Annotated in this window: 17 protein-coding genes; 1 reads left to right on the forward strand and 16 read right to left on the reverse strand. The window is 44.5% G+C overall.

Annotated elements, in window-relative coordinates; genetic code table 11:
• From ACHBHN_RS06895 to ACHBHN_RS06930, 8 genes are all read right to left on the reverse strand, one after another.
• Nucleotides 1-744: a hypothetical protein gene (locus ACHBHN_RS06895; RefSeq protein WP_394733836.1), complete on the reverse strand. Its 744-nt coding sequence runs from the start codon at nucleotides 742-744 to the stop codon at nucleotides 1-3.
• A gap of 431 nt (nucleotides 745-1,175) precedes the next feature.
• The gene (locus ACHBHN_RS06900; RefSeq protein WP_105123244.1) at nucleotides 1,176-1,382 is read right to left on the reverse strand and encodes a hypothetical protein; all 207 of its coding nucleotides are present in this window, start codon (nucleotides 1,380-1,382) and stop codon (nucleotides 1,176-1,178) included.
• 16 nt (nucleotides 1,383-1,398) lie between these two features.
• On the reverse strand, nucleotides 1,399-2,010 hold the full coding sequence (locus tag ACHBHN_RS06905) for a DUF3885 domain-containing protein (protein WP_394733837.1): 612 nt from the start codon (nucleotides 2,008-2,010) through the stop codon (nucleotides 1,399-1,401).
• A gap of 54 nt (nucleotides 2,011-2,064) precedes the next feature.
• The gene (locus tag ACHBHN_RS06910; protein ID WP_394733838.1) at nucleotides 2,065-2,403 is read right to left on the reverse strand and encodes a YlbF/YmcA family competence regulator; all 339 of its coding nucleotides are present in this window, start codon (nucleotides 2,401-2,403) and stop codon (nucleotides 2,065-2,067) included.
• A gap of 9 nt (nucleotides 2,404-2,412) precedes the next feature.
• Nucleotides 2,413-3,516 carry a prephenate dehydrogenase gene (locus ACHBHN_RS06915; protein WP_257104265.1) on the reverse strand — a complete coding sequence of 368 codons (1,104 nt, stop codon included), beginning with the start codon at nucleotides 3,514-3,516 and terminating at the stop codon, nucleotides 2,413-2,415.
• 7 nt (nucleotides 3,517-3,523) lie between these two features.
• The gene (gene aroC, locus ACHBHN_RS06920; RefSeq protein ID WP_167785557.1) at nucleotides 3,524-4,690 is read right to left on the reverse strand and encodes a chorismate synthase; all 1,167 of its coding nucleotides are present in this window, start codon (nucleotides 4,688-4,690) and stop codon (nucleotides 3,524-3,526) included.
• Nucleotide 4,691: 1 nt separating this feature from the next.
• On the reverse strand, nucleotides 4,692-5,366 hold the full coding sequence (aroD, locus tag ACHBHN_RS06925; protein ID WP_105123240.1) for a type I 3-dehydroquinate dehydratase: 675 nt from the start codon (nucleotides 5,364-5,366) through the stop codon (nucleotides 4,692-4,694).
• Nucleotides 5,363-6,523 (reverse strand): class I SAM-dependent rRNA methyltransferase, encoded by a 1,161-nt coding sequence (locus ACHBHN_RS06930; RefSeq protein ID WP_105123261.1) that lies wholly within the window; start codon nucleotides 6,521-6,523, stop codon nucleotides 5,363-5,365. The genes aroD and ACHBHN_RS06930 overlap by 4 nt, the downstream gene beginning before the upstream one ends.
• A gap of 204 nt (nucleotides 6,524-6,727) precedes the next feature.
• Here ACHBHN_RS06930 and ACHBHN_RS06935 point away from each other — a divergent pair, with 204 nt between their 5' ends.
• Nucleotides 6,728-8,923, forward strand: a complete 2,196-nt coding sequence (locus tag ACHBHN_RS06935) for an LTA synthase family protein (RefSeq protein ID WP_394733846.1) — start codon at nucleotides 6,728-6,730, stop codon at nucleotides 8,921-8,923.
• A 212-nt stretch (nucleotides 8,924-9,135) separates the two neighbouring features.
• Here the strand turns inward: ACHBHN_RS06935 and ezrA are convergent, their stop codons facing one another.
• From ezrA to ACHBHN_RS06975, 8 genes are all read right to left on the reverse strand, one after another.
• Nucleotides 9,136-10,860, reverse strand: coding sequence for a septation ring formation regulator EzrA (gene ezrA / locus ACHBHN_RS06940; RefSeq protein WP_394733839.1), 1,725 nt, complete (start codon nucleotides 10,858-10,860; stop codon nucleotides 9,136-9,138).
• Between the two features lie 98 nt (nucleotides 10,861-10,958).
• Nucleotides 10,959-12,911 (reverse strand): DNA topoisomerase (ATP-hydrolyzing) subunit B, encoded by a 1,953-nt coding sequence (gene gyrB / locus ACHBHN_RS06945; RefSeq protein WP_105110973.1) that lies wholly within the window; start codon nucleotides 12,909-12,911, stop codon nucleotides 10,959-10,961.
• A gap of 404 nt (nucleotides 12,912-13,315) precedes the next feature.
• Nucleotides 13,316-13,972 (reverse strand): phosphate signaling complex protein PhoU, encoded by a 657-nt coding sequence (gene phoU, locus ACHBHN_RS06950; protein WP_105123238.1) that lies wholly within the window; start codon nucleotides 13,970-13,972, stop codon nucleotides 13,316-13,318.
• Nucleotides 13,973-14,002: 30 nt separating this feature from the next.
• Nucleotides 14,003-14,761 (reverse strand): phosphate ABC transporter ATP-binding protein PstB, encoded by a 759-nt coding sequence (gene pstB / locus ACHBHN_RS06955; protein WP_105110975.1) that lies wholly within the window; start codon nucleotides 14,759-14,761, stop codon nucleotides 14,003-14,005.
• A 12-nt stretch (nucleotides 14,762-14,773) separates the two neighbouring features.
• Nucleotides 14,774-15,577 (reverse strand): phosphate ABC transporter ATP-binding protein PstB, encoded by an 804-nt coding sequence (gene pstB / locus ACHBHN_RS06960; RefSeq protein ID WP_105123237.1) that lies wholly within the window; start codon nucleotides 15,575-15,577, stop codon nucleotides 14,774-14,776.
• A gap of 24 nt (nucleotides 15,578-15,601) precedes the next feature.
• Entirely contained in the window at nucleotides 15,602-16,489 is an 888-nt protein-coding gene (gene pstA, locus ACHBHN_RS06965; protein ID WP_105123236.1) for a phosphate ABC transporter permease PstA, read from the reverse strand.
• Nucleotides 16,479-17,396 carry a phosphate ABC transporter permease subunit PstC gene (gene pstC / locus ACHBHN_RS06970; RefSeq protein WP_105123235.1) on the reverse strand — a complete coding sequence of 306 codons (918 nt, stop codon included), beginning with the start codon at nucleotides 17,394-17,396 and terminating at the stop codon, nucleotides 16,479-16,481. The genes pstA and pstC overlap by 11 nt, the downstream gene beginning before the upstream one ends.
• A 2-nt stretch (nucleotides 17,397-17,398) precedes the next feature.
• Nucleotides 17,399-18,268, reverse strand: coding sequence for a phosphate ABC transporter substrate-binding protein PstS family protein (locus tag ACHBHN_RS06975; RefSeq protein ID WP_105110979.1), 870 nt, complete (start codon nucleotides 18,266-18,268; stop codon nucleotides 17,399-17,401).
• Between the last annotated feature and the right edge of the window lie 73 nt (nucleotides 18,269-18,341).

Below are 18,341 nucleotides of genomic sequence, written 5' to 3' on the forward strand. Positions count from 1 at the left end.
TCAAAAATGGAGTTGTTGGAATAGATCTTCCAAGTCGTCAATGATCTCCCGATGAAAATCCAAATAATAGGTTTTCTGGTCAGAATCTGGCAGTTTTTCAATATCTGCTAAAATGTCCTTATAGCGTCGAAGAAGCTTCTCACCAGCCACTTTATCTATCTCATTCATTTCACCGATACCTGCTGCTATGTCATCTAAGTTGTCATATTTTGTCAGCATAGCCTCAGTCCACTCCCGCTTGTCCTTGTTGAGAGTGACAATCTTTTCTGTCAACCAGTCTTCAAACCTTTCCACTTCTGTCAAAGACTGGCTAGTAGCAGCCTTAATCACTTGGTCAGTCCTACTTGAACGAAGGTAATTCCGATAAAACCAAACGGCAAAAAGAATGACTAGAATGATATTGACTGGAAAAACAAAGCTAAGGGTGAACAGTACGATCAGCCACAAAATCAACTTGACATTTCTTGTCGCTTTCTCTGCCCGTTTGTTTTTTTCTTCCCACTCGTCCAATATAGCCTGGGCTTGTGCAGTATAGGTTTCAACCAATTTTGCCAGTCGTACCTTTTTCTCTGGGTCATCTTCCAACTCCACTGCCAAATAGGCTTGATTGGCCCTAGCCTTGGCTGCTTCATAGGTCTGAACTGTCCCCAAATAGGCCGCATTGCTATTCATCTCATTCAGCAAGCGGTCCGTCTGCCCTTTGATAAAAGACCGATCTCTTGATGTTAATTTACGGTAAGGCATAATAACCCCTCCCTGTATATCTGAAATATACTACCATTTTACGATAGGTTATATTCTTTTGCAATGCTTCAATATCATTATTTCCTTCTGCCAAATAATAGACTTAAAATGTCAAAACCACCTGCCAATGCACCAATGATTACAGAGAGGCACAGTTTACGATAAAAACCAAGGCAATACTTTGTCCATCTGTCCTTCCTCCTATTTCCTACGAAAGAATATGAAAGCTATCGCAATAGCAATAATTCCTACCAGATATCAAATCGCAAATGTAAGAAATAGAAACGAACAATTTATTTCTCCAAAAATTTAGTTGATTTGTCAAACTTCATAATTTCAATTTACTTTATCAACTTCAATCTATAATTCATTTAACATAGGAATAAAAAAATATTGTAAAACTGTAACGATTATTTTTTCATAAATCTATGTCACTCATCTGACTGATAATCTTTATAGTACAAATCATACCATTCTATCATAGCTTGTGCTGTTTGAAATGAAATATTTTCTATTTCAGCACGACCATCCTTTAATGCAATTAAACTCATTTCTCTTGCTTTACCCTTAGTATCTCTAAAGATTCTATAGCCTGTAACTTTTTGTTTTTTTAGCAGATGAACAATAGTGTACATCATCTTAAAACAAGGTTTTCTAACTTTCCATCCTCCTCACTATCTCCTCCATATCATAGTCAAAAAGCAGGTCATGGCAGTCCGTAAAAAGCTGACGGCGCTTGTCATCATCCACCACCGCGACATCCACTCCCCTATCATCATAGCAATGATACAGAACCTTTTCCTTGCTAGATAGAAAGATAAGAGAAGCAGAAAGGTAGTTAAAGCCACCATGGTCAGCCTTGATAATCTCCCACAAGAGAGCTTTCAAATCTTGGTCAGCGACCGGAAAAAGATAGCGTTCATAGACCAGCACTTCTCCCGTACAGTCCTCCACTTCAACCAAGTCAGGTTCAGGACACTTGTTAAAGTTAAATTTCGATATAAAATGCCAGAGGTAGGTGTCAATCTCTCTTCCTTCCTCATGAAGTAGGGAGAGAACTAAGTAATCATATTCTGAAGCCGCCTGCTCCATCAATTCAACTGCACGCGCATAAGCATGATCAAGATAAACTTTTCTAGGAAGAGTCTCAGCCTCCTCTGCAGGACCAATCTCAAATCGGAGCGCCAGAGGGGTCGCATAGAAAAATGGACCTACCAATGGCTTGTTTTCTAATCGAAACTCCTCGATCCAGTTCTTAAAAATCATCGTTTGCTACCTTTCAAAAAAAGCAAGTCATTTTCATGACATGCTCCAATTTTTTTACAACAATTCATTCAACGGGGTAAAAATAATGCGCTCCAAATCAGCTACGTAGGTTCCCAACTGCTGTTGCTTGCTGAAGTACTCTGTCAAAAGAGCGTTACCTTGAACCTGCTTATTGAAGTCCAGCATCGTATGTTGATCATTTTCAGTCGGAACCTCACCCGCCTGCAATTTAGCCTGAATAGACTTTTGGAACTCAATGTAGCCTTCCAAAATAGACTTGGCTTCTGGATTAGCTTCCACAGACACCTTAACCGCTTCAACCGCCTTGTATTCAGGCAAATTGCGGATAGCACGCTCCAACTCATTGGCAATATCATAGATATTTGTTGACATAATTTTCTCCTAATCTAGGTGGATTTGGTAGTCCGTCTGCTGACGCAACCTTCCAGCAGCATCCTCCAAATCTTCCTTATTTTTAAACGTAATTTGCAAGATACCGTAAATATCCTCACGGTTTTCCTCGTTGATACGGATATTGACGATAGAAATTCCTCGCAGGACCTCCAGCACCTTCAAGACCGTGTCTTCCTCATCCGGAACATTGATAAACAAATCATAGAAGGAATCCACACCAGCCCGCTTATGAATTTCCATAGCCTTGCGCATCTTCCGTCCATGGTCGAAAAACTCCCAGATAGCATCCTGGTCTTTTGTGGACAATAGCTGAGCTACTTGGTCCAATCTCGCCTTAAATTCCTCAATCCGTCCCAGAATCGGCTCTGGATTGGTCACCAAAATACTGGTCCACATGCCAGGCTCACTCTCAGCAATCCGCGTCATATCCCTGAAACCACCTGCCGCAAAATTATTAGTGAAAGGATGGTCCAGAGCATAGTCCCCAGCCTGATTCATCAAACTAGATGCCAAAACGTGAGGAAAATGGGAAACCTGACTGGTTACCCGGTCGTGCTCCTCCGCATCGATTTGCACAAAACGAGCACCGGTCCCCGACAACAAATCTGTCAATCGTGGCACTGCATCTGGCTTGGTCAGACTAGAAGGCGTCATGATAAAATAGGCATTTTCAAAGAGCAAGCTATCTGCCGCCTCAGCGCCCGATTTATGGCTACCTGCCATGGGATGTCCACCAATAAAGTTGATACCTTTGGGTGCCAGGTATTCCTCAGCTGCTGCCACAATGGCCACCTTGGTCGAACCTGCGTCAGTCACAAGGACATTTTCTTTTAAGTCCAATTGGCTCAGTTCTTTGATAAATTCGATAGTCTGCTGGATAGGCACACAGAGAATAATCACATCTGCCTGACCTGCATACTGGGTAAAATTGTCTGTCGCCAGGTCCACCATGCCCCGCTCCAGAGCCACGCGCCGCGATTGCTCACCGCGATTGTAGCCAATGATTCGGTAATCTGGGTGGGCCTTCCGAATACCCAGGGCCAAAGAGGCCCCAATCAGCCCCAAGCCTGCAATATAAATCGTTTTTGTCATGAGACTCCTAGAAATTCTTCACATAGTCACGGTGGCTAGCCACAGCTGCCTTGAGTTCTTCCAGGTTATCAGATGAGAACTTGTCCAAGATTTCTGTCGCAAGAACTGTCGCCACAACAGCCTCCATGACCACTCCCGCCGCTGGCAAAGCCGTCGGATCGGAACGCTCCACCGTCGCCTTGTAAGGCTCATGAGTGTCAATATCCACTGACATAAGCGGCTTGTAGAGGGTCGGAATTGGTTTCATCACTCCCTTGATGACCAGGGGCTGACCATTGGTCATACCGCCCTCAAATCCACCGAGATTGTTGGTGCGGCGAGTATAGCCCTCTTCTGCATTCCACAGGATTTCGTCCATGACCTGGCTACCTCTCAAATAACCTGCTTGGAATCCTACTCCAAATTCTGCTCCCTTGAAGGCATTGATAGACACAACGGCCTGGGCCAATTTTGCATCTAATTTTCTATCCCATTGCACATAGGAACCAAGACCAGCAGGCACTCCACCGACAACTGTCTCGACAACACCACCAATCGTGTCTCCGTCGCGTTTGATTTGATCAATGTAATCCTTGATTTCCTGCTCACGTTCCTGGTTGACAATAGACACTTCAGACTTAGCAGCCAATTCACGAATTTCTGCAACAGTCAGACCATCTGGAACGTCGATTTCCTTGCCACCGAAGACGACAACGTGGTTGGCAATTTCAATGTCCAACTCAGCCAAAATGCGCTTGGCAACGGCACCTACCGCCACCCGCATGGTCGTCTCACGCGCAGATGACCGCTCCAAGGAATTACGAAGGTCGTCAAAACGGTATTTCATCCCGCCGACCAAGTCCGCATGACCTGGACGAGGATGCTTGATCCGGCGTTTTGACTTGAGCTTGTCCTCAATATCTTCCACTGCCATAATGTCCAGCCACTTCTGGTGGTCTTTGTTGGTCACATTGAGCGTAATCGGTGCCCCAGTCGTCTTACCATGACGAACACCAGCCGTGATTTCCACACGGTCTGTCTCGATTTTCATCCGACTTCCGCGACCGTAACCGCCCTGACGGCGAATCAAGTCCGCATTGATGTCATCTGCAGTCAATGGAAGGCCGGCAGGCACTCCCTCAATAATAGCCGTCAAACGTGGTCCATGGGACTCTCCAGCAGTTAAATATCTCATCCTAATTCTCCAAAATCTCTAAAAACTTTCGGGTATTGGCCAGGGACATTTGCCCAGGCGCAGAAACCTCATCTAAACTTGCAAAAGTCCAGCATGAACCAGTTATGTGACCAGCGATGCGAGTGAGTTTACCCAGCTCACCCATGGAAATCGTCGCAAAGGTCTGCTCTGCATTGAGGGTTTTGAAACCTCGTGTGTAGTTCATCACATCCAGAACATCCTGCTCTGACTTAGCCATCACAGCAATCTTAACAACAGCTGGCGATAGACTAGTCAATTCAGACATGATTTCCAGATAGTTGGCCGGTGTCTCCTCAAAGTTGTGGTAGCTCAGGACCAAATTTGGAAAGTCCAGCATCTGGTCGAAGACGGCCTTATATGAATAGTATTCAAAATCAATGTACTCAGGCTGATAAAGTCCAGCAACTTCCTTGATTAAGTCCACATATTCCTGGGCATCTAGGTCCAGATAGCCACCCTCACGCGTCGTACGAACTGTGAAAATCACTTCCTTACCGTTGCATTTTTCAAAAATAGCAGGCGCAAGAGTCAAGATAGCTTCTTTTTGCAGATAATCTGCCCGCCATTCAATCAAGTCCGCTTCGGCCAGACGCTCAACGTCTAAGGCTTCCACTTCCTCAAAATTTCTAGGCATAATCGGAATGACTATTTTCATTTTTTCACCTGTATTGTAAAGACCTTTAGGTAATTACTACTTTCATCTTTTTTATTGTATACAAAATCCGACGGAAGACGATAGGTCGTCACATAGCGATGCTTGACAGCACCGAATCCTTTTTCAATCTGGTCCTTGAATTTCTCCAGGGAAAGATTGGCCGCATTGGTTGACAAAATCAAATGACCATTTGGCACTAAAATCTCCACCGCCTGACTGACCAGCTTATGGTAGTCCTTGGCAACCGAAAAAGTTTGTTTTTTATTACGGGCAAAGCTTGGTGGATCAATAACGATAACATCGTAGGTCAAGCCCTTACGCTTGGCATATTTGAAGTATTCAAAAACATCCATGACCACAAAGCTATGTTGGTCAACATCCACACCATTTGCCTCAAAATGCGCCTGGGACAGCTCCCGAGATCGCTTAGCCAAATCAACAGAGGTCGTCTGGCTGGCTCCGCCCATAGCCGCTGCTATCGAGAAGGCTGCCGTATAGGAAAACATATTGAGCAGGGATTTTCCAGCTGCGAGACCATCTATCAGTGAGCCACGGACCTCATGCTGGTCCAGAAAAATTCCCGTCATCAATCCATCGTTCATGAAAACTTGATAGCGGACACCATTTTCCAAAACCGTAAAGGTATCTGGAGCCTCCTGACCGTATAGATGTGCACTCTCATAATCCAATCCTTTAAAACGAATCTTTTCATAGGCACCTGCAAGTTCTTGATAAACCTGGCTAAAGGCAGAAATAATCACCTCTTTGATGCCATAAACAAAGGAATTATACCAGGAAAATACAGCATAGTCAGCATACAAATCCACTGTAAAACCACCAAAACCATCGCCATCTTGATTGAAGAGACGGAAGGCAGTCGTCTGCTCCGAATGGAAATAGGCCTGCCGCTTAGATTTGGCTGTCTCAAAGAGTTTGACAAACCATTTCTCTGTCACTGCCTGCTTGGTAGAACTAACCAACCAGCCATAGCCCTTATTCTCTTTGGAAATATAGGCCTGACCAATAAACTGATTGGCTTGATTATAGAGTTCCACCCACTTGTCCAGCTCCGGTTGAACCAAAAAATCGTGTTCCAGGAGCCCATGCTGTCCTCTTTTTAGCCTTTTTTCAGCTTTGGGATGTAGAATCAATTTCATGGAAATATTATACCAAAAAATTATTCGATTCACAAAAAAACTCCTAGAATTCAAGCATGTTTTGAAAATGTGGTATAATGTGGTATAATGATGAGAACCTATATTCACAGACCGGAACTCTTATATAGAGTTAGTTTCTAAATCTGCCTTCGGTGTGAAGGGGCTTATAAAATTTTTTGAAAGGACAGAGAGGACTTTAGAATGGTGAAAAAGATTAGCCAATGGATGAAACAGCAACTGAGTGGCCGACTGGCTTTTATTCTTGCCCTCTTGACCAGCTATTGGCTCAAGGCCTTGTGGGCCTATTTTGTTGACTTTAACCTGGACCTATCCAACCCCTACCAGTTGCTGATTGCCATTATCAACCCTATTCCACTGGGGCTGCTGCTGCTGGGGCTGGCCCTCTATATCAAAAATAGCAAGCTCTTTTACGCAACTGCAGGGACAATTTACTTTCTCCTCATTGCCTGGCTGTTCGCAAATGCCGTCTACTACCGAGAATTTTCAGATTTCTTCTCCGTCTCGACTATTTTGGCATCTTCCAGCGTTTCCGAAGGGTTTAAGGGACAAGCAGTGACCAAGTTATTTCGTCCCTGGGACCTGGTTTATTTCTTAGATTTTGTTGGCCTGATTTTCCTGATTCGTGCAAAAAAAATAAGATTAGAACGTTCAGTTTTCCCTCAGAACCAGGCTCTGGCCCTAACGTCACTATCTGTTCTGCTTTTTTCGATCAACCTATTCTTAGCAGAAATTGATCGCCCAGAGCTCTTGTCCCGCGGTTTTTCCAATACCTATATCGTTCGGGCCCTGGGCTTGCCAGCCTACTTAAGCTATAATGCCAACCAGACCTATTCTGCGGAGAAGGACCGTTCCGGTGCCAGCGCAGCCGATTTGGAGCCTGTGCAAAGCTTCATCCAAACCAATTATGCAGCACCAAATCCTGAATTTTTTGGCAAGGCCAAGGGGAAAAATGTCATCTACCTGCACCTGGAAAGTCTACAGCAGTTCATCATTGATTACAAACTAGAGGTCGACGGCCAGGAATACGAGGTTACTCCCTTCCTCAACTCCCTCTACCATTCCAACTCTACCCTTGCTTTCTCAAACTTCTTCCACCAGGTCAAGGCGGGGAAAACCTCCGATGCTGAGACCATGATGGATACATCTTTATTCGGACTCGACCAGGGTTCCTTTATGGTCCAGTATGGGGGAAGCAATAGCCAGCAAGCTGCTCCCTATATCCTATCCAAGTTGGCCGGTTACGACTCAGCTGTCTTCCACGGAAATACCGGCACCTTCTGGAACCGAAACAACACTTACAAGCGCTGGGGATACAACAACTTCTTTGATATTTCCTACTTCTCAGAACCGACGGAAGAAAATTCCTTCCAATACGGGCTCAATGACAAGGTTGTCCTGGCTGATTCCATTCAGTATCTGGAGCTTCTCCAGCAACCATTCTACGCCAAATACATTCTCGTATCCAATCACTATCCATTCACAACCAGCTTGAGCGGCGACGAAGTCGGCTTCCCACTGGCCAAGGGAGAGGATGCGACCATCAATAGCTACTTTGCTACAGCAAACTATCTCGATGCAGCAGTCAAGGCTTTCTTTGACTACCTGAAAGAAAGTGGCCTCTACGAAAATTCTATCATTGTCCTCTACAGCGACCATTACGGTATTTCTAATTCCCGTAACCCGGATTTGGCTGCCCTCATTGGCAAGGACTCAGAAACTTGGTCCGAATACGACAACGCCATGTTACAACGGGTTCCCTACATGATTGTGGTACCTGGAATGACAGAGGGACGAATCATTGATACCTACGGTGGCGAGATAGACTCCTTGCCAACCATTGAGCACTTACTAGGCATTGAAACCAATCAATTCCTACAAGTTGGACAAGATTTACTGTCACCGCAGAAACAACAGATTGTTGCCATGCGAACAGCAGATACCTTTGTTACACCAGAATATACATCCTATGCTGGCAAGCTCTACTACACCGATAGTGGCATCGAACTCACCAATCCAGATGAAACGACTTTGGCTAAAATCGAAAATATAAAAAATCGGGTAGCTTCTCAGTTAGCAACTAGCGATGCTATTCAAACTGGCGATCTCTTCCGTTTCTTAAAAACCGATATCGGATTCCCAGATGTTTCAACTTATTCCTATCAAGATTCCCTGAAAAAACTGCTAGAAAGAGAAGAAACACTTGGTCAAGAGTCAACCAGCCTCTGGGCACAAAAAAATAAACAATCGACCGTCAGTCTCTTTAAAGCACCGAGCTATCAGGAATTACATAAAGAAACAGCTGAGACAAGTGCGACAACTTCCAGCGACACAGATGATTCTGACACAACAACGGAAACCAGCACCAGCGCAGGGAATTAGGAAATGGGAGATAAGCTAACTTCCTTTCCCTGTGTCATTAATTTGAAACCTGTTGACATATTTCACTACTCCTTAGAATGACCATTCTGAGGAGTTTTTCTATGCAGATTGCACCTATACAACTGTCCTTTCAACCTTAATCCAATTGCTTCGCTGCAATCTCCAAAGCGCAAACAAGGACCGAAGCTACTGCTTCAGTCCTTAATCTTCTGTTAATAACGAATGCTTTCGCGAGTCTTTTCGTATGAACGAACAAAACGTTCTGTAACGCCTGGTTCAACTGCTTCCAAGGCAAATGAGATTTCTTCAAATGATGCTTGATAATCAAAATCTTTTTCAAAAATTGCAAGCGAACGATTGAAGGCTTTTTGAATATTCTCGTCGAATGAACGGTAGCGGTTAGAATACTGAAGCAACTGCTCTGTCAGTGTAGAATACTGAACGATTGAGTAGGCAATTTCTTCTAATTTTTCCATATCATAGGTCGCATTCTCCAACAATCGATTAATGATTTCAATATTGATTTTTGAATACTCTAACTCTGCCGCCAAAGCTTCCACCTGATCGCTGGTACGGAAGAAACTTGAAAGGAAATATTCTGGAATACCAGGAAGATTTCGTTTTTCCATAAAGCGTTTCAGGGTGTGCAGCTTATGAATGTAGAGATTTGCTTTGATACGAGCCGATTTTTCTGAATCCTCTTGGGTCTTGAGATAGTCTGCCAAGACTAGCTGCTCTTCTTCAATTTCTTTCAAACTTGCAAGGGCATGTTCCAAGCGCTCCTGAAGAATTGAATAGGCTACCTGAGGATTGTCCAAATCTTCAACACCTTCTGTCACAACAGCATCCAGTGATGTCAAGCGATTTGCCAATTGTTGAATACGAGAAACCTTGCTATCCGCCAAAACGTAGGTAGCTTGAAGAAGGTTAACCTCTTCTGTCAATTTATCTGAATTGCTGCGGATATGCTCCAAATACTTGGGTAGGGTTTTGCTGATTTTAACTGTCACTTTGTGAGCATCAATTTCCTTCTGGAATACATCATAGAGATGGTCAATGCGCTCTTGAATGTGGGTATTTTCAGCCTCAGCCACATCCAAATCAAATGACACGATGAGGGCTGAATTTTCACGAATAGCAACACGGATTTCCTGGAAAGTCGACTCAATGTCCGTCTCTGTGAACAGGTAATTCTGCTCAACCAACTTACGGTAACCAGACTCCAAATCTTCCAACTGCTCTGGGAAGTCTACATCCACTTTCTCCACCAAGGCAGGGATTAGATCCATGATTTGATTGAGGGCAATCATGTGCTCCTCTGTCTTGTTCAGAATTTCAGCTGCCTCAAGCGGATCACCAGAAGAATTGAGCATAACGAATTCTGAAAATTCCACTTCGATATTCTTAACTTGCTTTTCAAGCTCTGGAAGTGTATCGCCGTACTTGCCTGAATTTTTCTGCAGAGTTGCCTGCAATTCTTCAAACATATCCAAGGCGTATTTGACACGACCAGTATTTTTCTCTTCTTGTTCGGAAAGCTCTGCCAAGCCTTGACGGATTGACGTGATATCTTCTTCAATCAGGTCAATCTGGCTCTCAATGCTGTCAATAGCATTCTTTGTGCTGACAAAGCGGAAAGCATTGTTAAACCCTTCTGCTTCAAAAATATGGTTCTCAATATCTGCAAATGAATTGAGGGAAAGATCCACCCATTTTTGATTCCACTCGCGGAAGGAAATTTGACTCTGACCAATCAAGTGCAAGGTCTTAACTTGCTCAACTTCATCGTTCACTGGTAGGTTGAATAGCTCTTCCTTACGATCCTCCAATTGAAGCAACTTTTGCTCGTTTTTCTTTCGGATAATAAGGCAGGCTACATAGGCAACAATTAATATAACAACAATCGCTACGATTAAATAGATTGTTCCTTTAGACATGTAGTTCTCCTTAGATAGTATAGTAATTTACTAGAATATATCGCCTTATTATACCATATATTGCTAGCTAGTGCACAATTTTTTTCAGTGAATATGTTCTAAATATCCAATGTTGAGTAAACCGCATTTTCCTCGATAAACTCGCGACGGGGTTCAACCTTGTCTCCCATCAACATATCAAAGATTTTATCTGCCTCAGCAGCATCATCTACTGAAACTTGTGCCATAAGACGATTTTCAGGATTCATGGTTGTTTCCCAGAGCTGGTGATCGTCCATTTCTCCCAAACCTTTGTACCGCTGAATGGTTGGCTTGGAACGTCCTGTACTATGTCTTTCTAAGGCTGCCTGGAGTTCTTGTTCTTGATTGGCTCCTGGTTGGATGTATTCCTTAATCTCACTTCCGACCTTGACACCATAGATTGGTGGCTGGGCAATATAGACGTAACCCGCTTCGACAATCGGACGCATGTAACGGTAAAAGAGGGTCAAGAGAAGGGTTCGGATATGAGCTCCGTCGACATCGGCATCGGTCATAATGACCAATTTTTGGTAGCGAGCTTTCTCAACATCAAAATCTGCCCCAAAACCAGTCCCCATAGCTGTAAAGAGACTACGGATTTCTTCGTTGGCCAGGATTTTATCCATGCTGGCCTTTTCCACGTTCAAAATCTTACCACGGATAGGCAGAATGGCCTGGAACTCACGGTCACGACCAGATTTAGCCGAACCACCAGCCGAATCCCCTTCGACGATAAAGAGCTCTGTCTTAGTCGCGTCATTTGACGAACAATCAGCCAATTTACCAGGCAGGTTGGAAATCTCCAAACCTGACTTCTTACGGGTGACTTCACGCGCCCGCTTGGCAGCAATACGAGCCTTGCTGGCCAGAATGCCTTTTTCTACAATTCGACGGGCAATTTGTGGATTTTCCAAAAGAAACTCCGCAAAGGCGTCTGAGAAGAGACGGTTGGTGATTTTAACAACTTCGCTGTTGCCCAGCTTGGTCTTGGTCTGACCTTCAAACTGCGGTCCAGGGTGCTTGACAGAGATAACGGCGGTCAGACCCTCACGAACATCCTCACCAGTCAGATTGTCCTCATTTTCCTTGAGGATTTTATTTTTCTTAGCATAGTCATTGATAACACGAGTCAGGGCCGTACGGAAACCTTGCTCATGGGTACCGCCTTCATGGGTATGGATATTGTTGGCAAAGCTGACCACATTTTCATGGTAGCTGGTCGTGTACTGCATGGCCACTTCGACGGTGATGTCGTCCATCTCACCGTCTGTGTAAATCGGCGTCTCAAAGATGACATCCTTATTTTCATTGAGATATTCCACGTAAGAGGCAATACCGCCCTCATAGTGGTACTCCTTGGTCTGCTCCTGCCCCTCACGCTTATCGCTGATGGTCAACTGCAAACCACGGTTGAGGAAGGCCAATTCCTGGATACGTTTATTGAGCTTAGCAAAGTCAAACTCGGTCGTTTCCGTGAAGATTTCTGGGTCTGGAATAAAGTGAACGGTAGTACCATTGCGGTCTGTCTCACCAATGACCTTCAAATCATCTACCACTTCACCACGACGGTATTCTTGATAATATACCTGACCATTTTTATAGACATGGACATCCAGCTGGGTAGACAGGGCATTGACGACCGATGAACCTACACCGTGCAAACCACCTGACACCTTGTAGCCACCACCGCCAAATTTACCACCGGCGTGGAGAACGGTAAAGACTGTCTCAACGGCCGGACGACCTGTTTTTTCCTGAATATCAACCGGGATACCACGGCCATTGTCAACAACCGTAATCGAATTATCCGGCTCAATAAAGACTTCAATCTTGCTGGCAAAGCCTGCCAGTGCCTCGTCAATCGAGTTGTCGACGATTTCCCAAACCAGGTGGTGGAGGCCTTCTTTAGAAGTAGACCCGATATACATACCCGGACGCATGCGAACAGCCTCCAGTCCCTCTAGGACCTGAATTTGACTGGCATCATATTCCTGGGCTTTTTCTTGTAAATCTTTGATTTCTTCTGTCATGTTCATCCCTTATTTTTCTAGTTATACTTAATGAAAATCAATCTAGCCTAGCTTCAACTGTTTGGGGAACAGTTGAAGGCTGGAAATAGAGCGAACTTGTTCGCCTCAAAAACGCCGAAGGTAGAACTCTGTCGTTCTCTCGTTTCAAGGCGACAGGCTGAAAACCTCCCCCGGGGCTTTTCACTCACCAATGCGCTTGACGACGGATATTTTTGATTTTCGAAGAGTATTAAAACATTCTAACGAATACCCTTCATTATACCATATTTTAGCGCCAATTCCTACTAAAAGCAGACAATTCCCCTGAGAAGCAGACCCTAACTCTCACCCCAACAATCAAGACACAGAACCCAAGAAAAAAGCCTCTAGACGGATGCTAAAGACTTCAATAGTTTATGCTATTCTTACAATTCTGTGATATCACCTGTGCGGAGATAGACCATCCACTCACAGATATTTTTCGCGTAATCCCCTACACGCTCCAGGTAGGTCAAGACTTGGAAGTAATCACGTCCGGCAATCAAAGCGTCCGGATTTTTCTTGATTTCTTCAGTGGTCAATTCCTGGATTGTCGCGTAGAAATTATTGATGATTTCATCACGAGCTGCCACTTCGTAGGCTATTTCGATTTCTGATGCATTCAAGTAGAGATCCAGAGCCGCTTCTACCAGATTACGGACTTCTTTACCCATCTTCTTGATTTCATCTTCAACAATCTGGATACGAACTTCACCCTTCATGCGGATAGTCGCCTTGGCGATAGAAACAGCATGGTCTCCCATACGCTCCAAGTCGCTGGTTGCCTTCAAGACAGTGATAACACGGCGCAAGTCTGTTGATACAGGCTGTTGCAAGGCAATGATTTCAAGTGACTTTTTCTCAAGTTTGACTTCAAACTCATTGATTTTGCTATCTGCCTCGATGACTTCCTTAGCCAATTCACGGTCATGAGTTGTAAAGGCACGGACTGCATTGTTGATTTGCGCCTGTACTTCGTTCCCCATGGCATAGAATTGATTATGCAATTTTCCTAATTCTTCTTCAAATTGTGCTCTTAACATATATATCTCTTTTCTATATCTAAATGAAGATTAACCGAATTTACCAGTAATATAGTCTTCGGTTTCCTTGTGAGCTGGATTCAAGAACATTTCCTTGGTTTTATTGTACTCAATCAAGTCGCCATCCAAGAAGAAACCAGTACGGTCTGAGATACGGGACGCCTGCTGCATAGAACGGGTAACCAGAACCATGGTGTACTTTTCTTTCAAGCCATAGAGCGTATCTTCAATCTTACCAGCCGAAATCGGGTCAAGGGCCGAGGTAGGCTCATCCATCAAAATAATCTTAGGACTGGTTGCCAATACACGGGCCACACAAACACGTTGCTGCTGACCACCTGACAAACCCAAGGCCGAGTCATGGAGACGATCCTTGACCTCATCCCAGATAGAAGCACCTTTGAGCGAACGTTCTACTGCCTCATCCAAGACGGCCTTATCCTTGATACCATTGATACGAAGACCATAGACAACATTCTCATAAATGGTCATTGGGAATGGGTTGGGTTGCTGAAAGACCATCCCGATTTCCTTGCGCAAGTCAACAGTATCTGTGCGTGGACTATAAATATTCTTGCCGTTGTAATCAATAGCTCCTGTCAAGGTTACTTCTGGGTTCAAATCGCCCATACGGTTGATAGACCGCAAAAGCGTTGATTTACCAGAACCTGAAGGACCAATCAAGGCTGTAATCTCATTTGGGTAGAAATCAATAGAGACACTGTTCAAAGCCTTTTTCTTATTGTAGTAAACAGACAAATCTTTTACTTGTAAAATAGGTGTTGTCATGGTGTCTCCTTTCTATCCGAAGTGTCCTGAAACGTAGTCGCTGGTTGACTTGAGTTTGGCATTTTGGAAGACGTTTGATGTCTTATCATACTCAATCAAATCACCCAGGTAGAAGAAGGCTGTATAATCGCTGGCCCGGGCTGCTTGTTGCATGTTGTGAGTCACGATGATAATCGTATAATTCTTCTTGAGTTCAAACATGGTTTCTTCCAACTGCATCGTCGCAATTGGGTCCAGGGCTGAAGCTGGCTCATCCATAAGCAAAATCTGTGGTTTTACAGAGATAGCACGCGCGATACAGAGGCGTTGCTGCTGACCACCTGACAAGGTAAAGGCTGACTTGTGCAAATCGTCTTTGACCTGGTCCCAGAGGGCTGCTTGCTTGAGCGAGTTTTCCACGATTTCATCCAAGACTTGCTTGTCCTTGACACCTGCACGCTCATGGGCAAAGGTAATGTTTTTGTAGATGGACTTAGCAAATGGGTTGGGACGTTGGAAAACCATACCGATGTGCTTACGGATTTCGTAAACGTTCATGTTTGGCTTGTTAATGTCAATTCCTTCATAGAGGATTTGGCCGGTTACCTTGGCAATATCAATGGTATCATTCATCCGATTGAGACTGCGAAGGTAAGTCGATTTCCCACAACCTGACGGACCAATCAAGGCTGTGATTTTATTTTTCTCGAACTGCATATCAATGCCCTTGATAGCCTCATTTTTACCGTAGTAAACATGTACATCCTTTGTCGAAAGGGCAATTTTTTCTTCTGGGAAGGTAATGATATGGCGTTCATTCCAGTTATATTCTGCCATTTTTTCTCCTTATAAGTCGACTGCTTATGCTGCAGAAGTCATTTTCGCATGAAGTTTCTTACCGATATAACGGGCAGAAAGGTTGAAAATCAAGATAAATACCAAGAGGATGGCTGCAGAACCTGCAGATACTTGTGTCGCATCAGGAATCGTTCCCTCACTGTTGACCTTCCAGATATGAACCGCTAGGGTTTCTGACTGACGGAAAATCGAAATCGGGCTGGTAACGCTGAGCGGGTTCCAGTTGGACCAATCAAGGGCCGGAGCTGATTGACCAGCGGTATAAATCAGAGCTGCTGCTTCACCGAAGATACGACCGGATGCAAGGACAATACCAGTAACAATACCTGGCAAAGCCTCAGGAATGACCACGTGGAGAACGGTTTCCCAGCGTGACAACCCAAGGGCCAAACCGGCCTCACGTTGTGTATGGTGAACGTGGCGCAGGCTATCCTCAACGTTACGGGTCATCTGTGGCAGGTTGAATACAGTCAGGGCCAAGGCACCTGAGATGATAGAGAAACCATATTCAAACTGGACAACGAAAATCAAGTAACCAAACAAACCAACGACTACCGATGGCAGAGAGGACAAGATTTCAATACAGGTACGGATAAAGTTGGTCAACGGACCTTTCTTAGCATATTCCGCTAGGTAGATACCAGCACCAGTTGACAGAGGAACTGAAATCAAAAGCGTTACAACCAAGAGGAAGAAGGAATTGTAGAGTTGGATACCAACACCACCACCTGCTTTATAGGAAGATGACTTGCTGGTCAAGAAATGCCAGTCTACATGAGGCAACCCTCTTAATAGGATAAAGAGGATAAGGGCTGTCAAAATAACGACGATAACTGTAGCGATAGAGTAAAGAATACCAGTCGCCAGTTTATCCATTTTCTTAGCGTGCATAGTTTTTCTTACCCTCTCTCGTAATAAATTTCATAATCATATTGAAGACCAAGCTCATCAAGAGCAAGACAAGGGCCAGTGACCAGAGGACGTTGTTCTGGACCGTTCCCATTACCGTGTTACCGATACCCATGGTCAAGACAGAGGTCAGGGTCGCAGCAGGTGTTGTCAAGGACGTTGGGATAACCGCTGAGTTACCCACCACCATCTGAATAGCCAAGGCCTCACCAAATGCACGGGCCATACCGAAGATAACAGCTGTAAAAATACCTGGTTTAGCTGCGTTCAGTATAACGCGCCAGATAGTCTGCCAACGCGTCGCACCCATGGCCAAACTTGCCTCACGGTAGTGACGAGGAACGGCCTTCAAGCTGTCCACTGTCATAAAGGTTACAGTTGGCAAAATCATGACGAAGAGTACGAATACACCTGACAAGATACCAAAACCTGTCCCGCCAAAGATGGAGCGGACAAAGGGTACCACCACCTGCAAACCGATGAAACCATAAACTACTGATGGAATACCGACTAGCAATTCGATAACTGGCTGGAGAATCTTAGCACCACGTTTTGGTGAAATCTCTGTCATAAAGACTGCTGCTCCGATAGCAATCGGCGTTGCAATCACTGCTGACAGGATGGTAACGATAAAGGAACCAGAAATCATTGGTAGGGCACCAAAAGTTTTGGATGCCGGTTCCCACTTGTCACCGAACAAGAAATCTACAATGCTAATGCCATCCACAAAGAAGGTCGAAAGTCCGCGTTGGGCCACGAAAATCAAAATCATGGCAACGATGAAGACAATCAAGCTCAAGCAAAGGAAGGTCAAAATTTGACCAAATTTCTCTAAACGAGAGTTCTTGGAAGGGGTTGACAATTCTTTTTCAAGTTGTTGATTTTTCATTTCTACTCCTTCTCTGTGACCACGCCATCAGCTGTCTTTTCAACTTTCATGGCATTCATAGAAATATAGCCCATGCTGACAACGATACCTTCTTGGACTTCTTCTGAATACATGTAGTCCAAGAATTCCTTGGTCAAACCTTCAGGCTCGCCCTTGGTGTACATATGCTCGTAAGCCCAGATTGGCCAGTCGTTGGTCGCTACATTTTCAGCCGTCGGTTCAAACCCGTTCAATTTAATGGTATGAATTGACTCATCTAGATAGGCAAAGGCCAAATAAGAAATCGCTCCTGGCGTTTGGGCTACAATGGACTTAACCATCCCGTTTGAATCCTGTTCCTGACTTTGAATGGCTTTTTCACCTTGCATGATGATGCCGTCAAAGGTCGCACGAGAACCCGAACTTGCTGCACGGTTGATAATGGAAATTGGAAGGTCTTTACCACCTAGCTCCTTCCAGTTGGTAATTTCACCAGTGAAGATTTTACGCAAGTCCTCTGTCGAGATGTCGTCTACTGTCACCTCTTCGTTGACAATGACCGCTAGACCTGCAACTGCTACTTGATGGTCCACCAGCTGGCTGGCATCAATCCCATCCTTCTCCTCAGCAAATACGTCTGAGTTACCAATTTGGACAGCTCCTGACTGAACCTGTGACAAACCAGTACCCGAACCACCACCTTGGACATTGACAGACTTACCGATGTTGACAGAGCCAAATTCATCCGCTGCCGCCTCAACCAAGGGTTGGAGGGCTGTCGACCCTACTGCTGTAATGGATTCTCCACGATCAATCCATGACGAGCAAGCAGAAAGGGCCAAACTAGAAACTAAAAATAAAGCTGCAATACCTAGCTTATGCTTTTTTTTCATGTCGTTTTTTCCTTTACATTTTTCAGTGGAATCTCCTCTATTTTATGTATTTTTTACATAGAATTTACAAGAT

The organism is Streptococcus sp. A22 (assembly GCF_043674215.1).
Taxonomy (GTDB): Bacteria; Bacillota; Bacilli; order Lactobacillales; family Streptococcaceae; genus Streptococcus; species Streptococcus suis_V.